Origin of the sequence: Phytobacter massiliensis JC163 (genome assembly GCF_000321045.1) — a bacterium.
Lineage (GTDB): Bacteria > Pseudomonadota > Gammaproteobacteria > Enterobacterales > Enterobacteriaceae > Phytobacter_A > Phytobacter_A massiliensis.
In genome coordinates this window covers 113,620-134,291 of record NZ_HE578946.1, presented here as the reverse complement: position 1 = coordinate 134,291, position 20,672 = coordinate 113,620, and the positions used below count along the sequence as shown (strand labels likewise).

General features: G+C 53.9%; 17 protein-coding genes and 2 tRNA genes. 3 read left to right on the top strand and 16 right to left on the bottom strand.

Translation table 11 applies throughout. The annotated features are described in order from the left end of the window. Positions 1-72: 72 nt before the first annotated feature. The 9 genes from nlpI to ENTHG_RS11015 form a co-directional block, all read right to left on the bottom strand. On the bottom strand, positions 73-957 hold the full coding sequence (gene nlpI, locus ENTHG_RS11060) for a lipoprotein NlpI (RefSeq protein ID WP_044179651.1): 885 nt from the start codon (positions 955-957) through the stop codon (positions 73-75). A gap of 108 nt (positions 958-1,065) precedes the next feature. Beyond that, complete coding sequence (pnp, locus tag ENTHG_RS11055) at positions 1,066-3,198, bottom strand: polyribonucleotide nucleotidyltransferase (protein WP_044179649.1); 2,133 nt, start codon at positions 3,196-3,198, stop codon at positions 1,066-1,068. Between the two features lie 242 nt (positions 3,199-3,440). Continuing rightward, positions 3,441-3,710, bottom strand: a complete 270-nt coding sequence (gene rpsO, locus ENTHG_RS11045; RefSeq protein ID WP_044179646.1) for a 30S ribosomal protein S15 — start codon at positions 3,708-3,710, stop codon at positions 3,441-3,443. A gap of 144 nt (positions 3,711-3,854) precedes the next feature. Next, positions 3,855-4,802: a tRNA pseudouridine(55) synthase TruB gene (gene truB / locus ENTHG_RS11040; RefSeq protein ID WP_044179644.1), complete on the bottom strand. Its 948-nt coding sequence runs from the start codon at positions 4,800-4,802 to the stop codon at positions 3,855-3,857. Then, entirely contained in the window at positions 4,802-5,203 is a 402-nt protein-coding gene (gene rbfA / locus ENTHG_RS11035) for a 30S ribosome-binding factor RbfA (RefSeq protein WP_044179642.1), read from the bottom strand. The genes truB and rbfA overlap by 1 nt, the downstream gene beginning before the upstream one ends. Before the next feature lie 154 nt (positions 5,204-5,357). Continuing rightward, positions 5,358-8,063 carry a translation initiation factor IF-2 gene (gene infB, locus ENTHG_RS11030; protein ID WP_044179640.1) on the bottom strand — a complete coding sequence of 902 codons (2,706 nt, stop codon included), beginning with the start codon at positions 8,061-8,063 and terminating at the stop codon, positions 5,358-5,360. Between the two features lie 24 nt (positions 8,064-8,087). Then, positions 8,088-9,575, bottom strand: a complete 1,488-nt coding sequence (gene nusA / locus ENTHG_RS11025) for a transcription termination factor NusA (RefSeq protein WP_044179638.1) — start codon at positions 9,573-9,575, stop codon at positions 8,088-8,090. Between the two features lie 27 nt (positions 9,576-9,602). Then, positions 9,603-10,055, bottom strand: coding sequence for a ribosome maturation factor RimP (rimP, locus tag ENTHG_RS11020; RefSeq protein WP_044180657.1), 453 nt, complete (start codon positions 10,053-10,055; stop codon positions 9,603-9,605). A 207-nt stretch (positions 10,056-10,262) separates the two neighbouring features. After that, positions 10,263-10,339: transfer RNA gene (locus ENTHG_RS11015), tRNA-Met, on the bottom strand. Positions 10,340-10,692: 353 nt separating this feature from the next. On the opposite strand from ENTHG_RS11015, the gene argG reads away from it, so the two are divergent. Then, positions 10,693-12,036 carry an argininosuccinate synthase gene (gene argG / locus ENTHG_RS11010; protein ID WP_044179636.1) on the top strand — a complete coding sequence of 448 codons (1,344 nt, stop codon included), beginning with the start codon at positions 10,693-10,695 and terminating at the stop codon, positions 12,034-12,036. Between the two features lie 251 nt (positions 12,037-12,287). Here argG and ENTHG_RS11005 read toward each other — a convergent pair. From ENTHG_RS11005 to rlmE, 6 genes are all read right to left on the bottom strand, one after another. Then, a tRNA-Leu gene (locus tag ENTHG_RS11005) sits at positions 12,288-12,374 on the bottom strand. Between the two features lie 11 nt (positions 12,375-12,385). Next, on the bottom strand, positions 12,386-12,718 hold the full coding sequence (gene secG, locus ENTHG_RS11000) for a preprotein translocase subunit SecG (RefSeq protein ID WP_044179634.1): 333 nt from the start codon (positions 12,716-12,718) through the stop codon (positions 12,386-12,388). Positions 12,719-12,938: 220 nt separating this feature from the next. Further along, complete coding sequence (gene glmM / locus ENTHG_RS10995) at positions 12,939-14,276, bottom strand: phosphoglucosamine mutase (protein WP_044179632.1); 1,338 nt, start codon at positions 14,274-14,276, stop codon at positions 12,939-12,941. Next, on the bottom strand, positions 14,269-15,117 hold the full coding sequence (folP, locus tag ENTHG_RS10990; RefSeq protein WP_044179630.1) for a dihydropteroate synthase: 849 nt from the start codon (positions 15,115-15,117) through the stop codon (positions 14,269-14,271). The genes glmM and folP overlap by 8 nt, the downstream gene beginning before the upstream one ends. A 109-nt stretch (positions 15,118-15,226) precedes the next feature. Next, positions 15,227-17,158: an ATP-dependent zinc metalloprotease FtsH gene (ftsH, locus tag ENTHG_RS10985; protein ID WP_044179628.1), complete on the bottom strand. Its 1,932-nt coding sequence runs from the start codon at positions 17,156-17,158 to the stop codon at positions 15,227-15,229. Between the two features lie 102 nt (positions 17,159-17,260). Then, positions 17,261-17,887 (bottom strand): 23S rRNA (uridine(2552)-2'-O)-methyltransferase RlmE, encoded by a 627-nt coding sequence (rlmE, locus tag ENTHG_RS10980; RefSeq protein WP_044179626.1) that lies wholly within the window; start codon positions 17,885-17,887, stop codon positions 17,261-17,263. 121 nt (positions 17,888-18,008) lie between these two features. Here rlmE and yhbY point away from each other — a divergent pair, with 121 nt between their 5' ends. Beyond that, on the top strand, positions 18,009-18,302 hold the full coding sequence (yhbY, locus tag ENTHG_RS10975) for a ribosome assembly RNA-binding protein YhbY (RefSeq protein WP_044179624.1): 294 nt from the start codon (positions 18,009-18,011) through the stop codon (positions 18,300-18,302). 152 nt (positions 18,303-18,454) lie between these two features. Here the strand turns inward: yhbY and greA are convergent, their stop codons facing one another. Beyond that, positions 18,455-18,931 carry a transcription elongation factor GreA gene (gene greA / locus ENTHG_RS10970; RefSeq protein ID WP_044179622.1) on the bottom strand — a complete coding sequence of 159 codons (477 nt, stop codon included), beginning with the start codon at positions 18,929-18,931 and terminating at the stop codon, positions 18,455-18,457. A 248-nt stretch (positions 18,932-19,179) separates the two neighbouring features. Between greA and dacB the strand changes: the two genes are divergently transcribed. After that, positions 19,180-20,613 carry a serine-type D-Ala-D-Ala carboxypeptidase gene (dacB, locus tag ENTHG_RS10965; RefSeq protein WP_044179620.1) on the top strand — a complete coding sequence of 478 codons (1,434 nt, stop codon included), beginning with the start codon at positions 19,180-19,182 and terminating at the stop codon, positions 20,611-20,613. Positions 20,614-20,672: the final 59 nt, after the last annotated feature.

Here is a 20,672-nt window from a genome sequence, read left to right as displayed (position 1 = left end):
CGAACAACAACGCCCTCACCCGTTAAGATGATGGCAATCAAAAAAATGATTACGGGCTGATGTGGTCGTCAGCTATTGCTGGTCCGATTCTGCCAGGTCGTCTTGCTCCTGGCCCAAGAGCGATAATTCCAACAATGCATAACGGTGCTCAACGAAGTTGTGTACGTTGTTAGCAACCGCTAATTTGAACAGTGCCGTAGCGCTGTCCTTTTCCCCCAGACTTAGGTAGTACTTACCTAAATAGAAGTTGGTTTCACTGAGATGCTCAGCGAGCGAGGTGTTATCCGTTGCGTCCGCCTTGAGCCTGTCCATCAGCGTTGCTTCGCTAATGTCGCCCAGGTAGAACTCGACAATGTTCCATCCCCACTGTTCCTTATCCGATTTCTCGAAGCGCTGCTTTAACGCCTCTTGTGCCTGCTTCTCATCGAGCTTCTGCTCAACGACATAAAGCCACAGGCTACGGAATGGATCATTGGGATCGTCTTGATAAAACGCCAGCAGATCATCTTGCGCTAACTTATCACGACCGCCGTAATACAATGCGATACCGCGATTTAAGTGCGCGTAGTTGTAAGTTGGATCAAGCTCAAGTACAGAATCAAACGCTTCATAGGCAGCATCAAAATTGCCTGCCTGCGTTAAGTAAATGCCCAAGTAGTTGAATACTTCCGGCATATCAGGTCGGATTGCCAGCGCTTGTGAAAAATCATTTCGCGCTAATGCCCTCAGACCGAGACTATCATACAACACTCCGCGCTCATATAAAAGCTGTGCGCGTTCATCATCGGTTAAAGCCCGACTGGCAAGAATTTGTTCCATACGTGCCAGAATCACTTCTTGCTGCAAAGTCGGTTGCAGTGGCACCGCGAGGACTTCGCTCTTACGCCAGGCAGAGTTGCTGCATCCTGCCAGCGTGAGTGCTGTCGCAACGAAACACCAGCGCAAAAAAGGCTTCATTTCCCACTCCCGAAGACAACAATTGGATGAACGTCCTGTCCCCCGGCTGCAAACATGGCGTCCTGCCTGATAATAAGCCCTCCACTTTCGTGGAGGGCAAAGGCAACCTTACTCGCCCTGTTCCGCTGCCGGAGCTTCCGGCGCAGCAGGCTGAGACTGCTCAGTCGCTTCTTTAATGCTCAGACGGATACGGCCCTGACGGTCAACTTCCAGAACCTTAACCGGTACTTCCTGGCCCATCTGCAGGTAGTCGGTCACTTTCTCAACGCGCTTGTCGGCGATCTGAGAGATGTGTACCAGGCCTTCTTTACCGCCGCCAATGGCCACGAACGCGCCAAAGTCAACGATACGGGTCACTTTACCATTATAGATGCGGCCCACTTCGATCTCAGCGGTAATCTCTTCGATACGACGAATAGCGTGTTTCGCTTTGTCGCCGTCGGTTGCTGCGATCTTAACAGTACCGTCATCTTCGATTTCGATGGTAGTGCCGGTTTCTTCGGTCAGCGCGCGGATAACAGAACCGCCTTTACCGATGACGTCTTTGATCTTGTCCGGGCTGATTTTAATGGTATGGATACGCGGAGCGAATTCAGAGATATCGCCGCGCGGCGCGTTAATCGCCTGCTCCATGACGCCCAGGATATGCAGACGGGCGCCTTTCGCCTGATTCAGCGCAACCTGCATGATCTCTTTGGTGATGCCTTCAATTTTGATATCCATCTGCAGCGCAGTGATACCGTCGCGGGAGCCCGCAACTTTGAAGTCCATATCGCCGAGGTGGTCTTCGTCGCCCAGGATGTCGGACAGCACAACAAAGTTGTCGCCTTCTTTCACCAGACCCATCGCGATACCGGCAACGGCCGCTTTGATCGGCACGCCTGCATCCATCAGGGCCAGAGAAGCGCCGCAAACGGAAGCCATGGAGGAAGAGCCGTTGGATTCGGTGATTTCAGACACCACGCGAACGGTGTACGGGAAGCGAGCCGCATCCGGCATTACCGCCAGCACGCCACGCTTAGCCAGACGACCGTGACCAATTTCACGACGCTTCGGCGAGCCAACCATACCGGTTTCGCCCACGGAGTACGGAGGGAAGTTGTAATGGAACAGGAAGCGGTCAGTACGCTCGCCCATCAGTTCATCAATGTTCTGCGCATCGCGCTCGGTACCCAGGGTAGCGGTAACCAGCGCCTGCGTTTCACCGCGGGTGAACAGCGCGGAACCGTGAGTACGCGGCAGCACGCCGGTGCGCACATCCAGACCACGGATCATGTCTTTTTCACGGCCATCGATACGCGGCTCGCCTGCCAGTACGCGGCTACGAACGACGTTTTTCTCGATAGCGTGCAGAATTTCGCCCAGTTCGTTAGCGTCGAGGGTTTCGTCTTCTGCAGTAAGCGTAGCGATGGTTTCGTCTTTGATGACGTCAACCTGCGCATAACGCTCTTGTTTGTCAGTGATGCGGTAAGCGTCGCTCAGACGGGATTCGGCCAGGGCTGCAACGCGCGCGTTCAGCGCTTCGTTGACCGCTTCCGGCTGCCAGTCCCAACGCGGTTTACCGGCTTCTTTCACCAGGTCGTTGATCGCCTGGATAACAACCTGCTGCTGATCGTGGCCAAACACCACAGCGCCCAGCATCTGGTCTTCGCTCAGCAGGTCAGCTTCGGACTCAACCATCAGTACCGCGCCTTCGGTACCGGCAACCACCAGGTCCAGCTTACTGGTTTTCAGCTCTTCCTGAGTCGGGTTCAGCACGTACTGATCGTTGATGTAGCCCACACGCGCCGCGCCGATCGGGCCGTTGAACGGAATGCCGGACAGGGAGAGCGCTGCGGATGCGCCGATCATCGCGACGATATCCGGGTTAACCTGCGGGTTAACGGAGACAACGGTGGCGATAACCTGCACTTCATTGACGAAGCCTTCCGGGAACAGCGGACGCACCGGGCGGTCAATCAGACGCGCGATCAGCGTTTCGCCTTCGCTCGGACGGCCTTCACGGCGGAAGAAGCCGCCAGGGATACGGCCAGCTGCGTAGGTACGCTCCTGGTAGTTTACGGTTAACGGGAAGAAATCCTGACCCGGCTTAGCTTTTTTCTGACCCACTACGGTTACGAAAACCGCGGTGTCATCCATGCTAACCATAACAGCGGCCGTCGCCTGACGTGCCATCATGCCGGTTTCCAGCGTTACGGTGTGTTGGCCGTACTGGAATTTACGAACGATCGGATTAAGCAAAGTAATATCCTTTCTTAATGAAAGCAGCCTACCCCCTGGTATGCTGCCGTTAAAACCCGATCTTCTTTGCATCCTCGCGACTAATGACAATCCTAACCCAGCCGGGTAAAGCCTCTCATTAGCCGCGCGAACCTCTGCAACAGAAGATCATTCATAACAACAATACATTATTGTACTGTTAATTGCTGCCGCCTGGTTGAAAAAAGGGGCCTTACGGCCCCTTTCTCTGAAACTCGCCAGACTTAGCGACGCAGACCCAGACGCTCGATGAGCTGAGTGTAGCGTGCAACATCTTTACGCTTCAGGTAGTCGAGCAGTTTACGACGCTGAGAAACCATGCGCAGCAGACCACGACGGCTGTGGTGATCTTTTTTGTGCTCTGCAAAGTGGCCTTGCAGGTGGTTGATCTGTGCAGTCAGCAGGGCAACCTGAACTTCGGTAGAACCGCTGTCGTTTTCGCCACGACCAAACTCAGAAACGATTTTTGCTTTAGCTTCAACGCTTAGAGACATTTTGAACTCCAGTGATAAAAAAATGAGAGGGTGCCGATCTCTAATTCAGCGACCCCAGGTTTAACGCCGGAAAATGTTAAATACATAACCCGGCATTAAGCGGCAATATTCTACTCGCAGTGCTTGCTTATCGCAAGGTGGGGCTTATGCAGGCGGGTACTCCACCACCAGACGACGCGGGGCAACGCGCCCTTCGTCATCCACCTCGCCCATGCCGATAAATTTGCCTGCATCGCCCTCGGTCACACGTACCAGTCCCTCGGCGGGCGCGCCCGTTGTCCGCACCGGATTACCATTCTTAAAATAAACCGATGAGGTAAGAGGCAGATTGACGACAGGATAGTCCGCCGCCGGGCTGTCCATCGGCATCAGCAGCGGATCGAGCAGTTGCGCTGCGGGTCTCCCCTGCTGTTCCGCCTGCTCGACGTACTCGCGTAGCTGTTCAAGGGTAACCATACGCTCTGCCGGATATTTGCTTACCGCCAGACGGCGCAGGTAGATAACGTGCGCGCCGCAGCCCAGCTTCTCGCCCAGATCGTCAATGATGGTGCGGATGTAGGTGCCTTTCGAGCAGTGCACTTCCAGCTCCAGCTCATCCCCTTCATGGCGGATAAACAGCAGTTCATAGACGGTAATCGGACGCGCTTCGCGCGGCACTTCAATGCCCTGCCGCGCATATTCGTACAGCTTTTTACCCTGATATTTCAGCGCGGAATACATCGAGGGGATCTGCTGCGTATCGCCACGAAAGCTCTCCAGCGCATCCGCCAGCTGCCCGGCGCTGAAATTCACCGGGCGCTCTTCGACAACCTGCCCATCCGCATCGGAGGTGTCGGTACGCTGGCCGAGCTTCGCGATGACGCGGTAGCGTTTATCGGAATCCAACAGGTACTGGGAAAACTTTGTCGCTTCGCCAAGACAAATCGGCAGCATGCCGGTTGCCAGCGGATCCAGCGCGCCGGTGTGCCCGGCACGGTTGGCGTTATAAAGGCGCTTCACTTTCTGCAGCACATCGTTGCTGGACGCCCCTTGCGGTTTATCCAGCAGCAATACGCCATGCACGTCGCGGCCGCGACGACGAGGACGACTCATCAGTCCTCCTTGCTGTCGTCCGGGTTCACACGACGCTCTTCGTCATGTTTCACCACGCTGCTGACCAGGTTGGACATGCGCATCCCTTCCACCAGCGAGTTGTCGTAGAAGAAGGTGAGTTCCGGCACGATACGCAGACGCATCGCTTTACCCAGCAGTGAGCGAATGAAACCAGACGCTTCCTGCAACGCTTTGATGCCGGCCTTAACGGCCTCTTCATCTTTATCGTTGAGGAAGGTTACGAATACTTTGGCATAGGCCAGATCGCGGGACATCTCGACGCCGGAAACCGTTGTCATCATGCCCAGACGCGGATCTTTAATTTCACGCTGCAGGATGATGGCGATCTCTTTTTGCATCTCCTGTGCCACGCGCTGCGGGCGACCAAATTCTTTCGCCATAATTAATTCTCCAGTAAAAAGACAAAAAAGGGGCATCAGCCCCTTTTGAAATAAATACGGTGATTGGGCCGTAGGCCTGATAAGCATAGCGCCATCAGGCATTACATTGCCGGATGCGGCGTAAACGCCTTATCCAGCCTACACCCGGTCAACCTTATGCGATGGTACGTTGGATCTCGATGATCTCGAACACTTCGATCATATCGCCTACGCGAACGTCGTTGTAGTTCTTAACGCCGATACCACATTCCATGCCGTTACGGACTTCGTTAACGTCATCTTTGAAGCGACGCAGGGATTCCAGCTCGCCTTCATAGATAACCACGTTGTCACGCAGGACGCGGATCGGGTTGTGACGCTTGATGATCCCTTCGGTAACCATACAGCCCGCGATGGCGCCAAATTTCGGCGATTTGAACACATCACGTACTTCGGCCAGGCCGATGATCTGCTGTTTCAGTTCCGGAGAGAGCATACCGCTCATCGCCGCTTTCACTTCGTCGATCAGGTTATAGATGACGGAGTAGTAACGCAGATCCAGGTTTTCCGCTTCGATAACTTTACGCGCGGATGCATCGGCACGTACGTTGAAGCCCACCAGAATCGCGTTGGACGCCGCTGCCAGAGTGGCGTCGGTTTCGGTGATACCACCAACCCCGGAACCGATAATCTTCACTTTTACTTCGTCGGTAGACAGTTTCAGTAAAGAGTCGGAGATCGCTTCCACAGAACCCTGTACGTCCGCTTTCAGCACGACGTTCACTTCGTGAACTTCGCCTTCGGTCATGTTAGCGAACATGTTCTCGAGTTTAGATTTCTGCTGACGCGCCAGTTTAACTTCGCGGAATTTGCCCTGACGATACAGCGCAACTTCACGCGCTTTCTTCTCGTCACGTACCACGGTAACTTCGTCACCGGCAGCAGGCACGCCGGACAGGCCGAGGATTTCCACCGGAATGGACGGACCCGCTTCCAGCACTTCCTGACCCAGTTCGTTACGCATCGCACGTACGCGGCCATATTCGAAGCCACACAGTACGATATCGCCTTTATGCAGCGTACCTTCGCGTACCAGCACGGTAGCAACCGGACCACGACCTTTATCAAGGAAGGATTCGATCACCGCGCCGCTCGCCATACCTTTACGTACCGCTTTCAGCTCCAGAACTTCGGCCTGCAGCAGGATAGCGTCCAGCAGTTCGTCGATACCGGTACCCGCTTTCGCAGAGACGTGTACGAACTGGCTCTCGCCGCCCCACTCTTCCGGCAGAATGCCGTACTGGGACAGTTCGTTTTTAACGCGATCCGGATCCGCTTCCGGCTTATCGATCTTGTTCACCGCAACGACAACAGGCACACCTGCCGCTTTCGCGTGCTGGATAGCTTCGATGGTCTGCGGCATCACGCCGTCATCCGCCGCAACAACCAGAACCACGATATCCGTTGCCTGCGCACCACGAGCACGCATAGAGGTAAACGCGGCGTGGCCCGGGGTATCCAGGAAGGTGATCATACCGTTGTCGGTTTCAACGTGGTACGCACCGATGTGCTGGGTAATGCCGCCCGCTTCGCCAGAGGCAACCTTCGTTGAACGAATGTAGTCCAGCAGAGAAGTTTTACCGTGGTCAACGTGACCCATGATGGTCACAACCGGCGCACGCGGTTCAGCCGCAGCGCCCGTATCACGGTCGCTCATTACCGCTTCTTCCAGCTCGTTTTCACGACGCAGGATTACTTTGTGGCCCATCTCTTCGGCAACCAGCTGCGCAGTTTCCTGATCGATGACCTGGTTGATGGTGGCCATCGCGCCCAGTTTCATCATCGCTTTGATGACCTGAGAGCCTTTCACCGCCATCTTGTTCGCCAGTTCGCCAACGGTCAGGGTTTCACCGATAACAACGTCACGGTTAACGGCCTGAGCCGGCTTCTGGAAGCCCTGCTGCAGAGCAGAACCTTTACGCTTGCCGCCTTTACCGCCGCGAATGGCCGCACGGGCTTCTTCACGATCGGCTTTGCTTTCAGCATGCTTGTTGCCTTTTTTCGCCGGACGCGCCGCTTTTGTGCTGCGAGTACGACCGCGACCGCCTTCAACTTCACGGTCGTTTTCGTCTTCTGCCTGACGGGCATGCTGAGAGGTGGTCACATGATAATCGCTGGTGTCTTCGGTCGGCTCAGCGTTATCAGCCCATTTGTTTTCTTCCGCCATACGTCGAGCTTCTTCCGCTACGCGACGCGCATTTTCTTCCAGCTTACGACGAGCCTCTTCTTCCGCTTTACGCTTAAGTTCCTGCGCTTCTGCTTCACGACGAGCTTTTTCGCTCTGGGCTGTCCTGGTCATTTCGTCAGATTGTTGGTTGCTCACTTTGCTATTTTCCGCAGCTTCACGTTTGGCCTTATCAGTAGCTTCGCGCTTGGCTTTTTCATCAGCTTCACGTTTCGCTCTTTCTTCGGCATCACGCTTGGCTTTGTCCTCGGCTTCGCGCTTGGCAGCTTCCTCTGCTTCACGGCGGGCCTTCTCTTCCGCTTCACGCTTCGCTTCTTCTTCCGCTGCGAGACGTTCAGCCTCTTGTGGATCGCGTTTTACAAAGGTGCGTTTTTTACGGACTTCGATCTGCACCGATTTACTCTTCCCACCGGTGCCCTGAATGTTTAATGTGCTGCGCGTCTTGCGCTGCAGCGTCAGCTTATCAGGCGCAGAACCGTGTTCACGGTTCAGATGCGCTAACAGCGTCTGCTTTTCTTGCGCGGTCACTGAGTCATCAGCGGACTTACGGATCCCTGCATCAGCAAATTGCTGTACCAGGCGGTCCACAGAGGTCTGAATCTCAGCGGCCAGCGATTTTACGGTTACATCTGTCATGCTGTTCCTTCCTGCTACAGTTTATTACGCTTCGTCACCAAACCAGCAAATATTACGTGCGGCCATGATGAGCTCACCGGCTTTCTCGTCGGTCAAACCGTCGATATCGCTCAGGTCATCTACGCCCTGATCGGCGAGATCTTCCAGCGTACAAACACCGCGGGCAGCCAGTTTGAACGCCAGTGCACGATCCAACCCTTCCAGGTTCAGCAGGTCTTCAGCCGGTTCGTTATTACCAAGGCTTTCTTCCTGCGCCAGGGCCAGAGTGGTCAGTGCGTTTTTCGCGCGTTCGCGCAGGGCTTCAACGGTCTCTTCGTCCAGACCATCGATTTCCAGCAGCTCTTTCATTGGCACATAGGCCAGCTCTTCCAGCGTTGAAAAGCCTTCTTCTACCAGGACGGTGGCGAAATCTTCGTCAATGTCGAGGTGACGTGTAAAAGTATCGATTGCCGCATGCGCTTCAGCCTGATGCTTAGCCTGCAGGTCTTCAACGGTCATCACGTTGAGTTCCCAGCCGCTCAGCTGTGAAGCCAGGCGAACGTTCTGGCCGTTACGGCCAATTGCCTGCGCCAGGTTGCCGGACTCGACGGCGATATCCATGGTGTGTTTATCTTCATCCACCACGATAGAAGCGACATCGGCCGGAGCCATCGCGTTGATCACGAACTGCGCGGGGTTATCATCCCACAGAACGATATCAATGCGCTCGCCGCCCAGTTCGGTTGAGACCGCCTGAACGCGCGCGCCGCGCATACCGACGCATGCGCCGACCGGATCGATACGCTTGTCGTTGGTTTTCACCGCGATTTTCGCACGGGAACCCGGATCGCGCGCTGCTGCTTTGATTTCGATAACTTCTTCACCGATTTCCGGCACTTCAATGCGGAACAGCTCTACCAGCATCTCCGGTTTGGAGCGGGTAACAAACAGCTGTGCGCCACGGGCTTCCGGGCGCACCGCATAAAGCACGCCGCGGATACGGTCGCCGGGGCGGAAGTTTTCACGCGGCAGCATATCTTCACGCAGGATAACGGCTTCGGCATTGTTGCCCAGATCCAGCGTGATGTTATCGCGGTTCACTTTCTTCACCACGCCGGTGATGATTTCACCTTCGTGTTCACGGAACTGATCGACGACCATCGCACGTTCGGCTTCGCGCACTTTCTGCACGATAACCTGTTTTGCCGTCTGAGTAGTAATGCGGTCAAAGGTGACAGATTCAATCTGATCTTCAACAAAATCACCCACGTTCAGACTTTCATCTTCGTAGCGCGCCGCTTCCAGCGTGATTTCGCGAGTCGGTTGGGTGACCTCTTCCACCACGAGCCAACGGCGGAAAGTATCGAAATCACCACTCTTACGATCGATTTCTACGCGAACATCGATCTCTTGCTCGTATTTTTTCTTGGTTGCTGTAGCCAGAGCACTTTCCAGCGCTTCAAAAATTTTTTCACGCGGCAGCGCTTTTTCGTTAGAAACAGCTTCAACAACAGCCAAAATTTCTTTATTCATCGGGGGCCTTTCACCTCAATCCAGATGTTAAAAGTGGGGGACCAGGTTCGCTTTCTGGATATTACTCAATGCGAACACTTCATCTTTACCTTCGACCGTAACGGTGATCATCTCGCCATCGACGCCTTTAATAATGCCCTGCCATTTACGACGGTTCTGCACCGCCATACGCAAGACCAGCGCAACCTCTTCACCCATAAAACGCTGGTAGTGTTCCGCTGTAAACATTGGACGATCGAGACCGGGCGAGGACACCTCCAGGTTGTAGGCAACGGTGATAGGATCTTCAACGTCCATCACCGCGCTGACCTGGTGGCTAACATCGGCGCAATCATCAACAGTGATGCCATCTTCACTATCAATATAGATGCGCAGCGTGGATGTGCGACCACGCACAAATTCAATGCCGACCAGTTCATAGCCCAGCGCTTCAACCGGTGCTGTGATCATCTCTGTTAATTTTTGCTCTAATGTGGACAAGCCCACCCCCAAGACATAAAAAAGGGCGTAAAGCCCAGTTATTCCGTAGTCAGATAACAAAAAACCCCGATAAATCGGGGCTTTAAATAACTGAACCCTATAGCCGCAACTGCGGCCTGGAGAACCTTCCGGGAGTATTTTTTTCAAATCCAGATACGAAGGCGTTACGTCTCCATAGTATATTTGAAAAAGAACACTTAGGGAAAGTGGTTGCGGGGGCCGGATTTGAACCGACGACCTTCGGGTTATGAGCCCGACGAGCTACCAGGCTGCTCCACCCCGCGCCTGAAACGTGGCAAATTCTACTCGTTTAGCAGCAGATTTGCAAATAATGCTGGGATTTGGTACCGAAGACGGGACGTATAATCGGCCTTCATTATATTGATAAACATAACTAACTGTCAACCCTGGCGGCTTTTACCTGTACGCCCTTTCGCGGGTGTGATTTTATAGCGGTTGCGAAGTCATTATCGCAATGAAAATAACACTCCGCTCTTCCTGTCATCGCGAAAAGATGATTAAATGAAAACTCAGTTATTTTGCATAACCATTCACTAAGCAGATTTTGAAAGGTTGCAAATCATCATGGCGGGCTGTTAAGTCTCTCACCATAAGTTTTTCAAGCAGGGATTTTTTTATGACGACGATTCTCAAGCATCTTCCGGTTGGACAACGTATCGGTATCGCTTTCTCCGGTGGCCTCGACACCAGCGCGGCGCTGCTGTGGATGCGCAAAAAAGGTGCCGTTCCTTATGCATATACTGCAAATCTGGGCCAGCCGGATGAGGACGATTATGACGCAATTCCTCGTCGTGCAAAGGAGTATGGCGCAGAGGATGCTCGCCTGATTGACTGCCGTAAACAGCTGGTTGCGGAAGGTATCGCCGCTATTCAGTGCGGCGCGTTTCACAATACCACTGGCGGCCTGACCTATTTTAACACCACCCCGCTGGGTCGCGCGGTGACCGGTACGATGCTGGTTGCCGCCATGAAAGAAGACGGTGTAAACATCTGGGGCGACGGCAGCACCTATAAAGGTAACGATATTGAACGTTTCTATCGCTACGGCCTGCTGACTAACGCTGAACTGCAGATCTACAAGCCGTGGCTGGATACCGACTTTATCGACGAGCTTGGCGGTCGTCACGAAATGTCCGAATTTATGATCGCCTGCGGGTTCGATTATAAAATGTCCGTTGAGAAAGCCTACTCTACCGACTCCAACATCCTCGGCGCGACTCACGAAGCGAAGGATCTTGAATTCCTGAACTCCAGCGTCAAAATCGTTAACCCGATTATGGGCGTGAAGTTCTGGGACGAGAACGTCAAAATCGCGGCGGAAGAAGTGACCGTTCGTTTTGAGCAGGGCCATCCGGTTGCGCTGAATGGCAAAACCTTTAGCGACGATGTCGAGCTGATGCTGGAAGCTAACCGTATCGGCGGCCGCCACGGGCTGGGCATGAGCGATCAGATTGAAAACCGTATCATTGAAGCGAAAAGCCGTGGCATCTACGAAGCTCCGGGGATGGCGCTGCTGCATATCGCTTATGAGCGTCTGCTGACCGGTATTCATAACGAAGACACCATTGAGCAGTACCACGCGCACGGTCGCCAGCTTGGCCGCCTGCTCTATCAGGGCCGCTGGTTCGATTCGCAGGCGTTGATGCTGCGTGATGGCTTACAGCGTTGGGTGGCAAGCCAGATTACCGGTGAGGTTACCCTCGAACTGCGTCGCGGCAACGACTACTCCATTCTGAATACCGTTTCCGACAACCTGACCTATAAGCCGGAACGTCTGACGATGGAAAAAGGCGACTCCGTATTTTCCCCGGACGACCGTATCGGCCAGTTGACAATGCGCAACCTGGACATCACCGATACCCGCGAGAAGCTCTTCGGCTATGCACAGTCTGGGCTGCTTACCGCCTCTTCCACCACCGGGTTGCCGCAGGTGGAAAATCTGGAAAACAAGGCGAAGTAATCGAGCCTGAAAGATATAAAAGACAAAGCCAACAGGAATTGATGGAACGGCGTAGCCCGGGTAAGCAAACAGCGCACCCGGGACTCCCGGATGCGGCGAAACGCCTTATCCGGGCTACCGTCATTGTGCCGCTCTTTCATCACTCACGGTTTTGTCAGCAATCTCAAGCCGCGCAAGCGGCTTTTTTAATGAACGATGCTTTTCTACAGACGAAAAAAAAGACGCTTTTCAGCGTCTTTCTTTCGGAATATTGGTACCGAGGATGGGACTCGAACCCACAAGCCCGTTAGGGCACTACCACCTCAAGGTAGCGTGTCTACCAATTCCACCACCTCGGTACGACTACTTCTTATTTCGGGATATCGCTGCTCGGCAGTGCCGGAGCTGCTGGCTGAGTCTGCTCAGTTTTCGCTGGCGCGCTCAGTGTTTCCCATTCGCTTCCTTTATTGGTTTTGTTGGCATTAATGTTACCCAGCACCAGGCTGATAATGAAGAACAGCGTGCCCAGGATAGCAGTAATACGGGTCATGAAGTTACCAGAACCACTTGAACCGAATAACGTTGCAGAAGCGCCTGCGCCAAATGAGGCTCCCATATCAGCGCCTTTACCCTGTTGCAGCATGATTAAACCAACAAGGCCAATTGCCACAATAAGGAAAATAACTAAAAGAGCTTCGTACATAATCAACCTGTTCCTTGCGGGGTTGCCGCCTGCCAATGCTTCAAACCAATAACGTGGGGGCCGTTAAACTTTCCCACTGAAGCGGGTGTGAATACTAACCAAAGCGAATGACCTTCGCAAGGGCATTTTTATCGCATTGTATCAAGTGCGGAAAAAAACAGCAAAAGCGCGATATCTGCCTGTTTTTAAGGCGGCATTTGCCGCCTTTTTAGACGAGAGATTAAACTGCTTTCACCGCATCAGCGATACGATGCGCAAACTCGGTAACCTGTTTTTCGTCTTCGCCTTCTACCATCACGCGAATTAACGGCTCGGTGCCAGATTTACGCAGCAGTACCCGTCCGCGATTGCTTAACGCGTTTTCCACCTCGGCCGTGATCGCCTTAACGTTTTCATTTTCAAGGGGATCGATATCGGCAGAAGCATAGCGAACGTTTACCAGAACCTGCGGGAACATTTTCATGCCGCTGCACAGATCGTGAAGGCTCATATGATTGCGTACGATTGCCGCGACAACCTGCAGGCCCGCCACGATCCCGTCGCCGGTGGTGGTTTTATCGAGCAAAATAACGTGGCCGGAGTTTTCCGCCCCGATACGCCAGCCTTTTTCCTGCAGTTTTTCCAGCACGTAGCGGTCGCCGACTTTAGCGCGCGCAAACGGGATGCCGAGCTGTTTTAGCCCCAGTTCCAGCCCCATGTTGCTCATCAGCGTACCGACTGCGCCGCCGCGCAGCTGCCCCTGACGCAGCGCCTCGCGGGCGATAATGTAGAGGATTTGATCGCCATCGACTTTATTACCTTCGTGGTCGACCATGATCACCCTGTCGCCATCGCCATCAAAGGCGATGCCGAGATCGGCGCTCTCCGCTTTAACCCGTGCCTGCAGCGCGCGCACGTCGGTGGCGCCCACTTCTTCGTTAATGTTAACGCCATCAGGCTCACAGCCCATGGTGATAACCTTTGCGCCCAGTTCGCGGAAGACGTTCGGGGCAATGTGGTAGGTCGCGCCATTGGCGCAGTCAACCACGATTTTGAGCGAGCTCAGGCTCAGCTCATTGGGGAAAGTGGCTTTGCAAAACTCAATATAACGGCCCGCGGCGTCGACAATGCGGCTGGCTTTACCCAGCTCGGCAGAATCCACGCAGGTGATCTCTTTTTCCATCTCGGCTTCAATAGCTTCTTCCACTTCATCCGGCAGTTTGGTGCCGTCAATTGAGAAGAATTTGATGCCGTTGTCGTAGAAGGGGTTATGGGAGGCAGAGATCACAATCCCGGCTTCGGCGCGGAATGTCCGCGTCAGATAAGCCACCGCAGGTGTTGGCATCGGCCCGGTGAACGACGCGGAAAGCCCCGCAGCCGCCAGCCCCGCTTCCAGGGCGGATTCCAGCATATAGCCGGAGATACGGGTGTCTTTACCGATAATGATTTTACGGGAGCCGTGACGCGCCAGCACTTTGCCAGCCGCCCAGCCTAATTTAAGAACAAAATCGGGGGTGATCGGGGTATCGCCAACGCGGCCGCGAATGCCGTCGGTGCCAAAATATTTACGATTACTCATAGCGTTTATTTTCCCTCGCTGAAAGTGTGGCTTCCACCACCCGCATGGCTTCGACCGTTTCTTTTACATCATGAACACGAATAATTTGCGCACCCTGCATGGCGGCGATTACCGCGCAGGCCAGGCTGCCACTTAACCTGTCGCCAGGTCCGACATTCAGGAGCTGGCCAACCATTGATTTACGCGACATGCCAACCAGAAGCGGCAAGCCGAAGTGATGAAACTCCCCGAGCCGGGCCAGTAGCGCATAGTTGTGGGAGAGATTCTTACCGAAACCAAATCCGGGGTCGAGCAACAATTTCTCTTTTGCGATACCGGCACGCACACAACGCTCTATTTGTTCATAAAAGTAACGATTGACGTCAGCAAAGACATCATCATACTTCGGCGCGTCCTGCATCGTTTTCGGCTGCCCCTGCATATGCATCAGGCAGACAGGCAGGCCGGTTTCCGCTGCCGCCTCGAGAGCGCCCGGCTCGCTCAGCGAGCGAATGTCGTTGATGATGTGAGCGCCTACTTTCGCCGCCTCACGAATCACTTCCGGTTTAGACGTATCAACAGAAATCCATACCTCGAAGCGCTGCGCAATGGCTTCCACCACGGGGATAACCCGCGCCAGCTCTTCTTCAACGCTGACGTCAGCGGCGCCTGGGCGCGTCGATTCGCCACCAACATCCACGATGGTCGCGCCGGCATTAATCATCAGGTTGGCGTGCTTCACCGCCTCGATAAGCGTGTTGTGGGCGCCGCCGTCGGAAAAAGAGTCGGGGGTAACGTTAAGAATCCCCATGACGTGTGGATGGCTGAGATCGAGCGACGAATCCTGGGCAAAAAGCTTCATGGTTTATCCCTGCATGAGTAAAGTTAGGCCATTAAGATGAGCAACAATAAAAAAACCCTGGAGCAAGCTCCAGGGTTTTAGCACAACAACGCATGTTCAGTCGCCGGACTTATTTGTCGCCCAGCTGTTCAAACATGGTGTTGCCCGGGTTCGGCGTGCGCGGTTCATCAACCGGACGCGGCGCGCGCGGCGTACCGTTGCTGTCTGAATTACCGGCACCCGGCTCTTCCCAACCCGCAGGCGGGCGAACATCGCGGCGAGCCATCAAATCGTCGATTTGCGGCGCATCGATGGTCTCATATTTCATGAGCGCATCTTTCATCGCGTGCAGAATGTCCATGTTATCGTTCAGGAGCTGACGGGCGCGATTGTAGTTACGCTCAATCAGCGATTTCACTTCCTGGTCGATAATACGCGCGGTTTCATCGGACATATGCTTGGCTTTCGCCACGCTACGCCCCAGGAACACCTCACCCTCTTCTTCCGCATACAGCAGCGGACCGAGTTTGTCGGAGAAGCCCCACTGAGTCACCATGTTACGCGCCAGGTTAGTCGCGACTTTAATGTCGTTCGACGCACCGGTGGAAACATGTTCCGCACCATAAATGATCTCTTCCGCCAGACGACCGCCGTACAGGGTAGAGATCTGGCTTTCCAGCTTCTGACGGCTGGCGCTGATAGCGTCGCCTTCCGGCAGGAAGAACGTTACGCCCAGCGCGCGACCGCGCGGAATAATCGTTACTTTATGTACCGGATCGTGTTCCGGTACCAGGCGACCGATAATCGCGTGGCCCGCTTCGTGGTATGCGGTCGATTCTTTCTGCGCTTCCGTCATCACCATGGAGCGGCGTTCCGCACCCATCATGATTTTGTCTTTCGCTTTTTCGAACTCAACCATCGATACAACGCGTTTGTTGCCACGAGCAGCAAACAGCGCCGCTTCGTTTACCAGGTTTGCCAGGTCCGCACCGGAGAAGCCAGGCGTACCACGCGCGATAATCGCCGCGTCGATATCCGGCGCCAGCGGAACGCGACGCATATGGACTTTCAGGATCTGCTCACGACCGCGAACATCCGGCAGACCGACCACAACCTGACGGTCGAAACGGCCTGGACGCAGCAGCGCCGGGTCAAGAACGTCCGGGCGGTTGGTCGCTGCGATAACGATAATGCCTTCATTACCTTCAAAGCCATCCATCTCAACCAGCATCTGGTTCAGCGTCTGTTCACGTTCGTCGTGACCGCCGCCGAGACCCGCGCCACGCTGGCGACCTACGGCGTCGATTTCATCGATGAAGATAATGCACGGTGCCGCTTTCTTGGCCTGTTCGAACATGTCACGCACACGGGATGCGCCGACACCCACAAACATTTCCACGAAGTCAGAACCGGAAATGGTGAAGAACGGAACCTTCGCTTCACCGGCGATCGCTTTCGCCAGCAGGGTTTTACCGGTACCCGGAGGCCCCACCATCAGAACGCCTTTCGGGATCTTACCGCCCAGCTTCTGGAAGCGGCTCGGCTCACGCAGGTATTCCACCAGCTCGCCCACCTCTTCTTTCGCTTCGTCGCAGCCAGCAACGTCAGCAAAGGTGGTTTTGATCTGATCTTCGGTGAGCATACGCGCCTTGCTCTTGCCGAACGACATGGCGCCTTTGCCACCGCCGCCCTGCATCTGGCGCATAAAGAATATCCAGACCCCAATCAGCAACAGCATCGGGAACCAGGAGATAAAGATTGAAGCCAGCAGGCTTGGTTCTTCCGGCGGCTCGCCAACCACTTTAACGTTTTTAGTTAAAAGGTTATCAAGCAGCTTCGGATCGTTAACCGGGATGTAAGTCGTGTAACGGTTACTATCTTTCTTGGTAACGTTGATCTCACGTCCGTTGATACGCGCTTCGCGAACCTGGTCCTGATTGACCTCCTGCAGGAAGGTAGAGTACTCCACCTTACGGCCATTAGACTCGCTGGGCCCAAAGCTCTGGAATACTGACATCAGCACAACGGCAATGACCAGCCAGAGTATTAGGTTTTTCGCCATGTCACTCAAGGGATTAACCTCATATTACAACTGTGTTAAAAACAGCGTCAGGATACTCTATATCCAGTTTCATTCAAACTTTCGTATGAAATCCACCGGTTATCATTTTCGCCCGGTCGCTACAATATACACTTCTCGGGAACGCGCCCGGGAAGAGTCCGGCTTACGAACTTTAACCTTCGCAAACAGGGAGCGAATTTCCTTAAGATACTCCTCGAAACCTTCGCCCTGAAACACCTTCACAACAAAACTACCACCAGGCGCTAGTACATCACGACACATTTCTAACGCTAGCTCAACCAGATACATGGCGCGGGGGATGTCCACCGCCGGTGTTCCGCACATATTTGGTGCCATATCTGACATGACAACTTGTACTTTACTGTCACCTACGCGTTCCAGTAATGCTTTCAGAACTAATTCATCACGAAAGTCGCCCTGAAGGAAGTCCACACCAACGATTGGATCCATAGGTAAAAGATCGCAGGCGATGATGCGGCCTGTTCCCCCGATTTGCGACACCGCATATTGCGACCAGCCTCCGGGAGCAGCACCGAGATCGACGATAGTCATTCCCGGCTTAAAAAGTTTGTCACTTTGCTGTATTTCATCAAGTTTAAACCAGGCACGGGAACGTAACCCCTTTTTCTGTGCCTGTTGAACATATTTATCGCTAAAGTGTTCCTGAAGCCAGCGGCTCGAGCTGGCAGAACGCTTTTTACCTGTCATTTCACATTCCGTCCGGGTTCATCGCATACAGCAACGTAAAATTCCACGCAGCGATTTGGTGATATATGGGAGATGGCGGTAGAATGACCCGTTTTCAATCCCAACGTAAGCAAAATATACGATGAATCTGAGTACTAAACAAAAACAGCACCTGAAAGGTCTGGCACATCCGCTCAAGCCAGTAGTTATGCTTGGCAATAATGGTTTGACCGAGGGGGTGCTGGCCGAGATCGAACAAGCGTTAGAGCACCATGAGCTTATCAAGGTCAAAATCGCTACCGAAGACCGCGAAACCAAAACCTTGATTGTGGACGCTATCGTACGCGAAACCGGCGCCTGTAATGTACAGGTCATCGGTAAAACGCTGGTGCTTTATCGTCCTGCTAAAGAGCGCAAAATCTCGCTGCCGCGCTAAGAATATCCTTAATTGAACACAAAATCTGTGTAAAACGAGGGGTTTTCGCTAACAGACGAGCAAAATGCCACGCTCTCTGAGTTGTTAAAAGGCCGCACTGCGGCCTTTTTCTTTTCTTTACAAAACGTCAACAATGGCGCTCAACGCCGCGATCAGAGGTATTCGACTTTGATAATTTCGAATTCCACGTCGCCGCCTGGCGTACGGATCACGACAACATCATCCTGCTCTTTGCCAATCAGGCCGCGGGCGATAGGCGAGTTCACCGAGATCAGATTTTGCTTAAAATCCGCCTCATCGTCACCCACAATGCGATACGTTTGCTCTTCGTCATTATCCAGGTTTAACACCGTTACGGTGCTACCAAAAATCACCCGGCCATTGTTCGGCATTTTGGAGATGTCGATAACCTGCGCATTGGACAGTTTTGCTTCGATATCTTTGATACGCCCTTCGCAGAAGCCCTGTTGCTCGCGCGCCGCGTGATATTCCGCGTTCTCTTTCAGATCGCCATGCTCACGCGCTTCGGCGATAGCCGCAATGATTTCTGGACGGCGTACGGATTTCAGAAAATCCAGTTCTTCGCGTAGTTTTTCGGCACCACGTAAGGTCATCGGAATAGCTTGCATTTGTTATACCTCTTAAACATTCCTGTAAGGAGCGACGTATCGCCCCGGTTGCTATATCTGCCCGGTTTCAGGCGCATACCCCCGGCCAGAAGCAAAAGAAAACTGACCCGGGTACAAGGCCCCAGGTCAGCGACAATTTTTCAATTTGATATGCATTTTAACCGGAAGTTCACTATGGGTCATCGTTTACTTTCCGGGTCGATGCGCCGTAGTATGACGGCTTGTTTCCAGGTTGTTAGCGCGAGATTATGCGATTTCCCAGATTTATCATCGGATTGACCACTAGTATAGCCCTGAATGCTCAGGCCGCGAATGTCGATGACTACATTAATCAGCTTCCTGATGGCGCTAACCTTGCCCTGATGGTGCAAAAAGTGGGTGCCCAGGCGCCGACTATCGACTATCACGGCAAGCAGATGGCGTTACCGGCAAGTACGCAAAAAGTGATTACCGCGCTGGCGGCCCTGCTTCAGCTGGGGCCTGACTTTCGTTTTACCACCACCCTTGAAAGCAAAGGTACGGTTAACGACGGCGTATTAAAGGGCGACCTGATTGCGCGATTTGGCGGCGATCCGACGCTAAAACGGCAGAATATTCGCAATATGGTCGCCGTATTAAAGAAGTCTGGCGTACAACGAATTGAAGGCAACGTGCTGATCGACACGTCGATTTTCGCCAGCCACGATAAAGCCCCCGGCTGGCCCTGGAACGACATGACACAGTGCTTTAGCGCGCCCCCCGCCGCTGCGATTGTCGATCGTAACTGCTTTTCCGTCTCTCTTTACAGCGCGCAAAAGCCCGGCGATCTGGCCTATATTCGCGTGGCCTCTTACTACCCGGTGAATATGTTTAGCCAGGTGCGCACTCTGGCGCGCGGGTCGAGCGAAGCGCAATACTGTGAACTCGACGTAGTGCCTGGCGACCTCAATCGCTTTACGTTAACGGGCTGCTTACCGCAGCGCGCTGAACCCTTACCGCTGGCTTTCGCCATTCAGGACGGCGCCAGTTATGCTGGTGCCATCCTCAAAGCCGAGTTGAAAGAGGCAGGGATAACCTATAGCGGGACGCTGCTGCGCCAGACGCAGGTTAATGAGCCCGGCACGGTTATCGCCAGCACCCAGTCCGCTCCCCTGCGCGATCTGCTAAAAACCATGCTGAAAAAATCAGACAACATGATTGCCGATACCGTATTCCGCATGATTGGCCACGCTCGCTTTGGCGTGCCCGGCACCTGGCGCGCGGGTTCTGATGCCGTACGGCAAATCCTGCGCCAGCAGGTCGGCGTGGATATCGGCAACACCATCATTGCCGATGGTTCCGGCCTGTCACGACATAATTTGATCTCACCTGCGACGATGATGCAGGTGCTGCAATATATCGCTCAGCATGACAGCGAACTGAACTACATCTCTATGCTGCCTCTGGCGGGCTATGACGGCTCGTTACAGTATCGTGCGGGTCTGCACCAGGCAGGCGTCGACGGCAAGGTCTCCGCTAAGACAGGCTCCCTGCAGGGGGTTTACAACCTGGCAGGCTTTATCACTACCGCCAGCGGTCAGCGGATGGCCTTTGTACAATATCTTTCTGGCTATGCCGTGGAACCGGCGGACCAGCGCAACCGCAGGATACCGCTGGTGCGCTTTGAGAGCCGTTTGTACAAAGACATCTACCAGAATAACTAATAAAAAAGCCGGACGGTGAGAAACGGTCCGGCTTTATTTGCCTGAGTGAAGAAACGCGG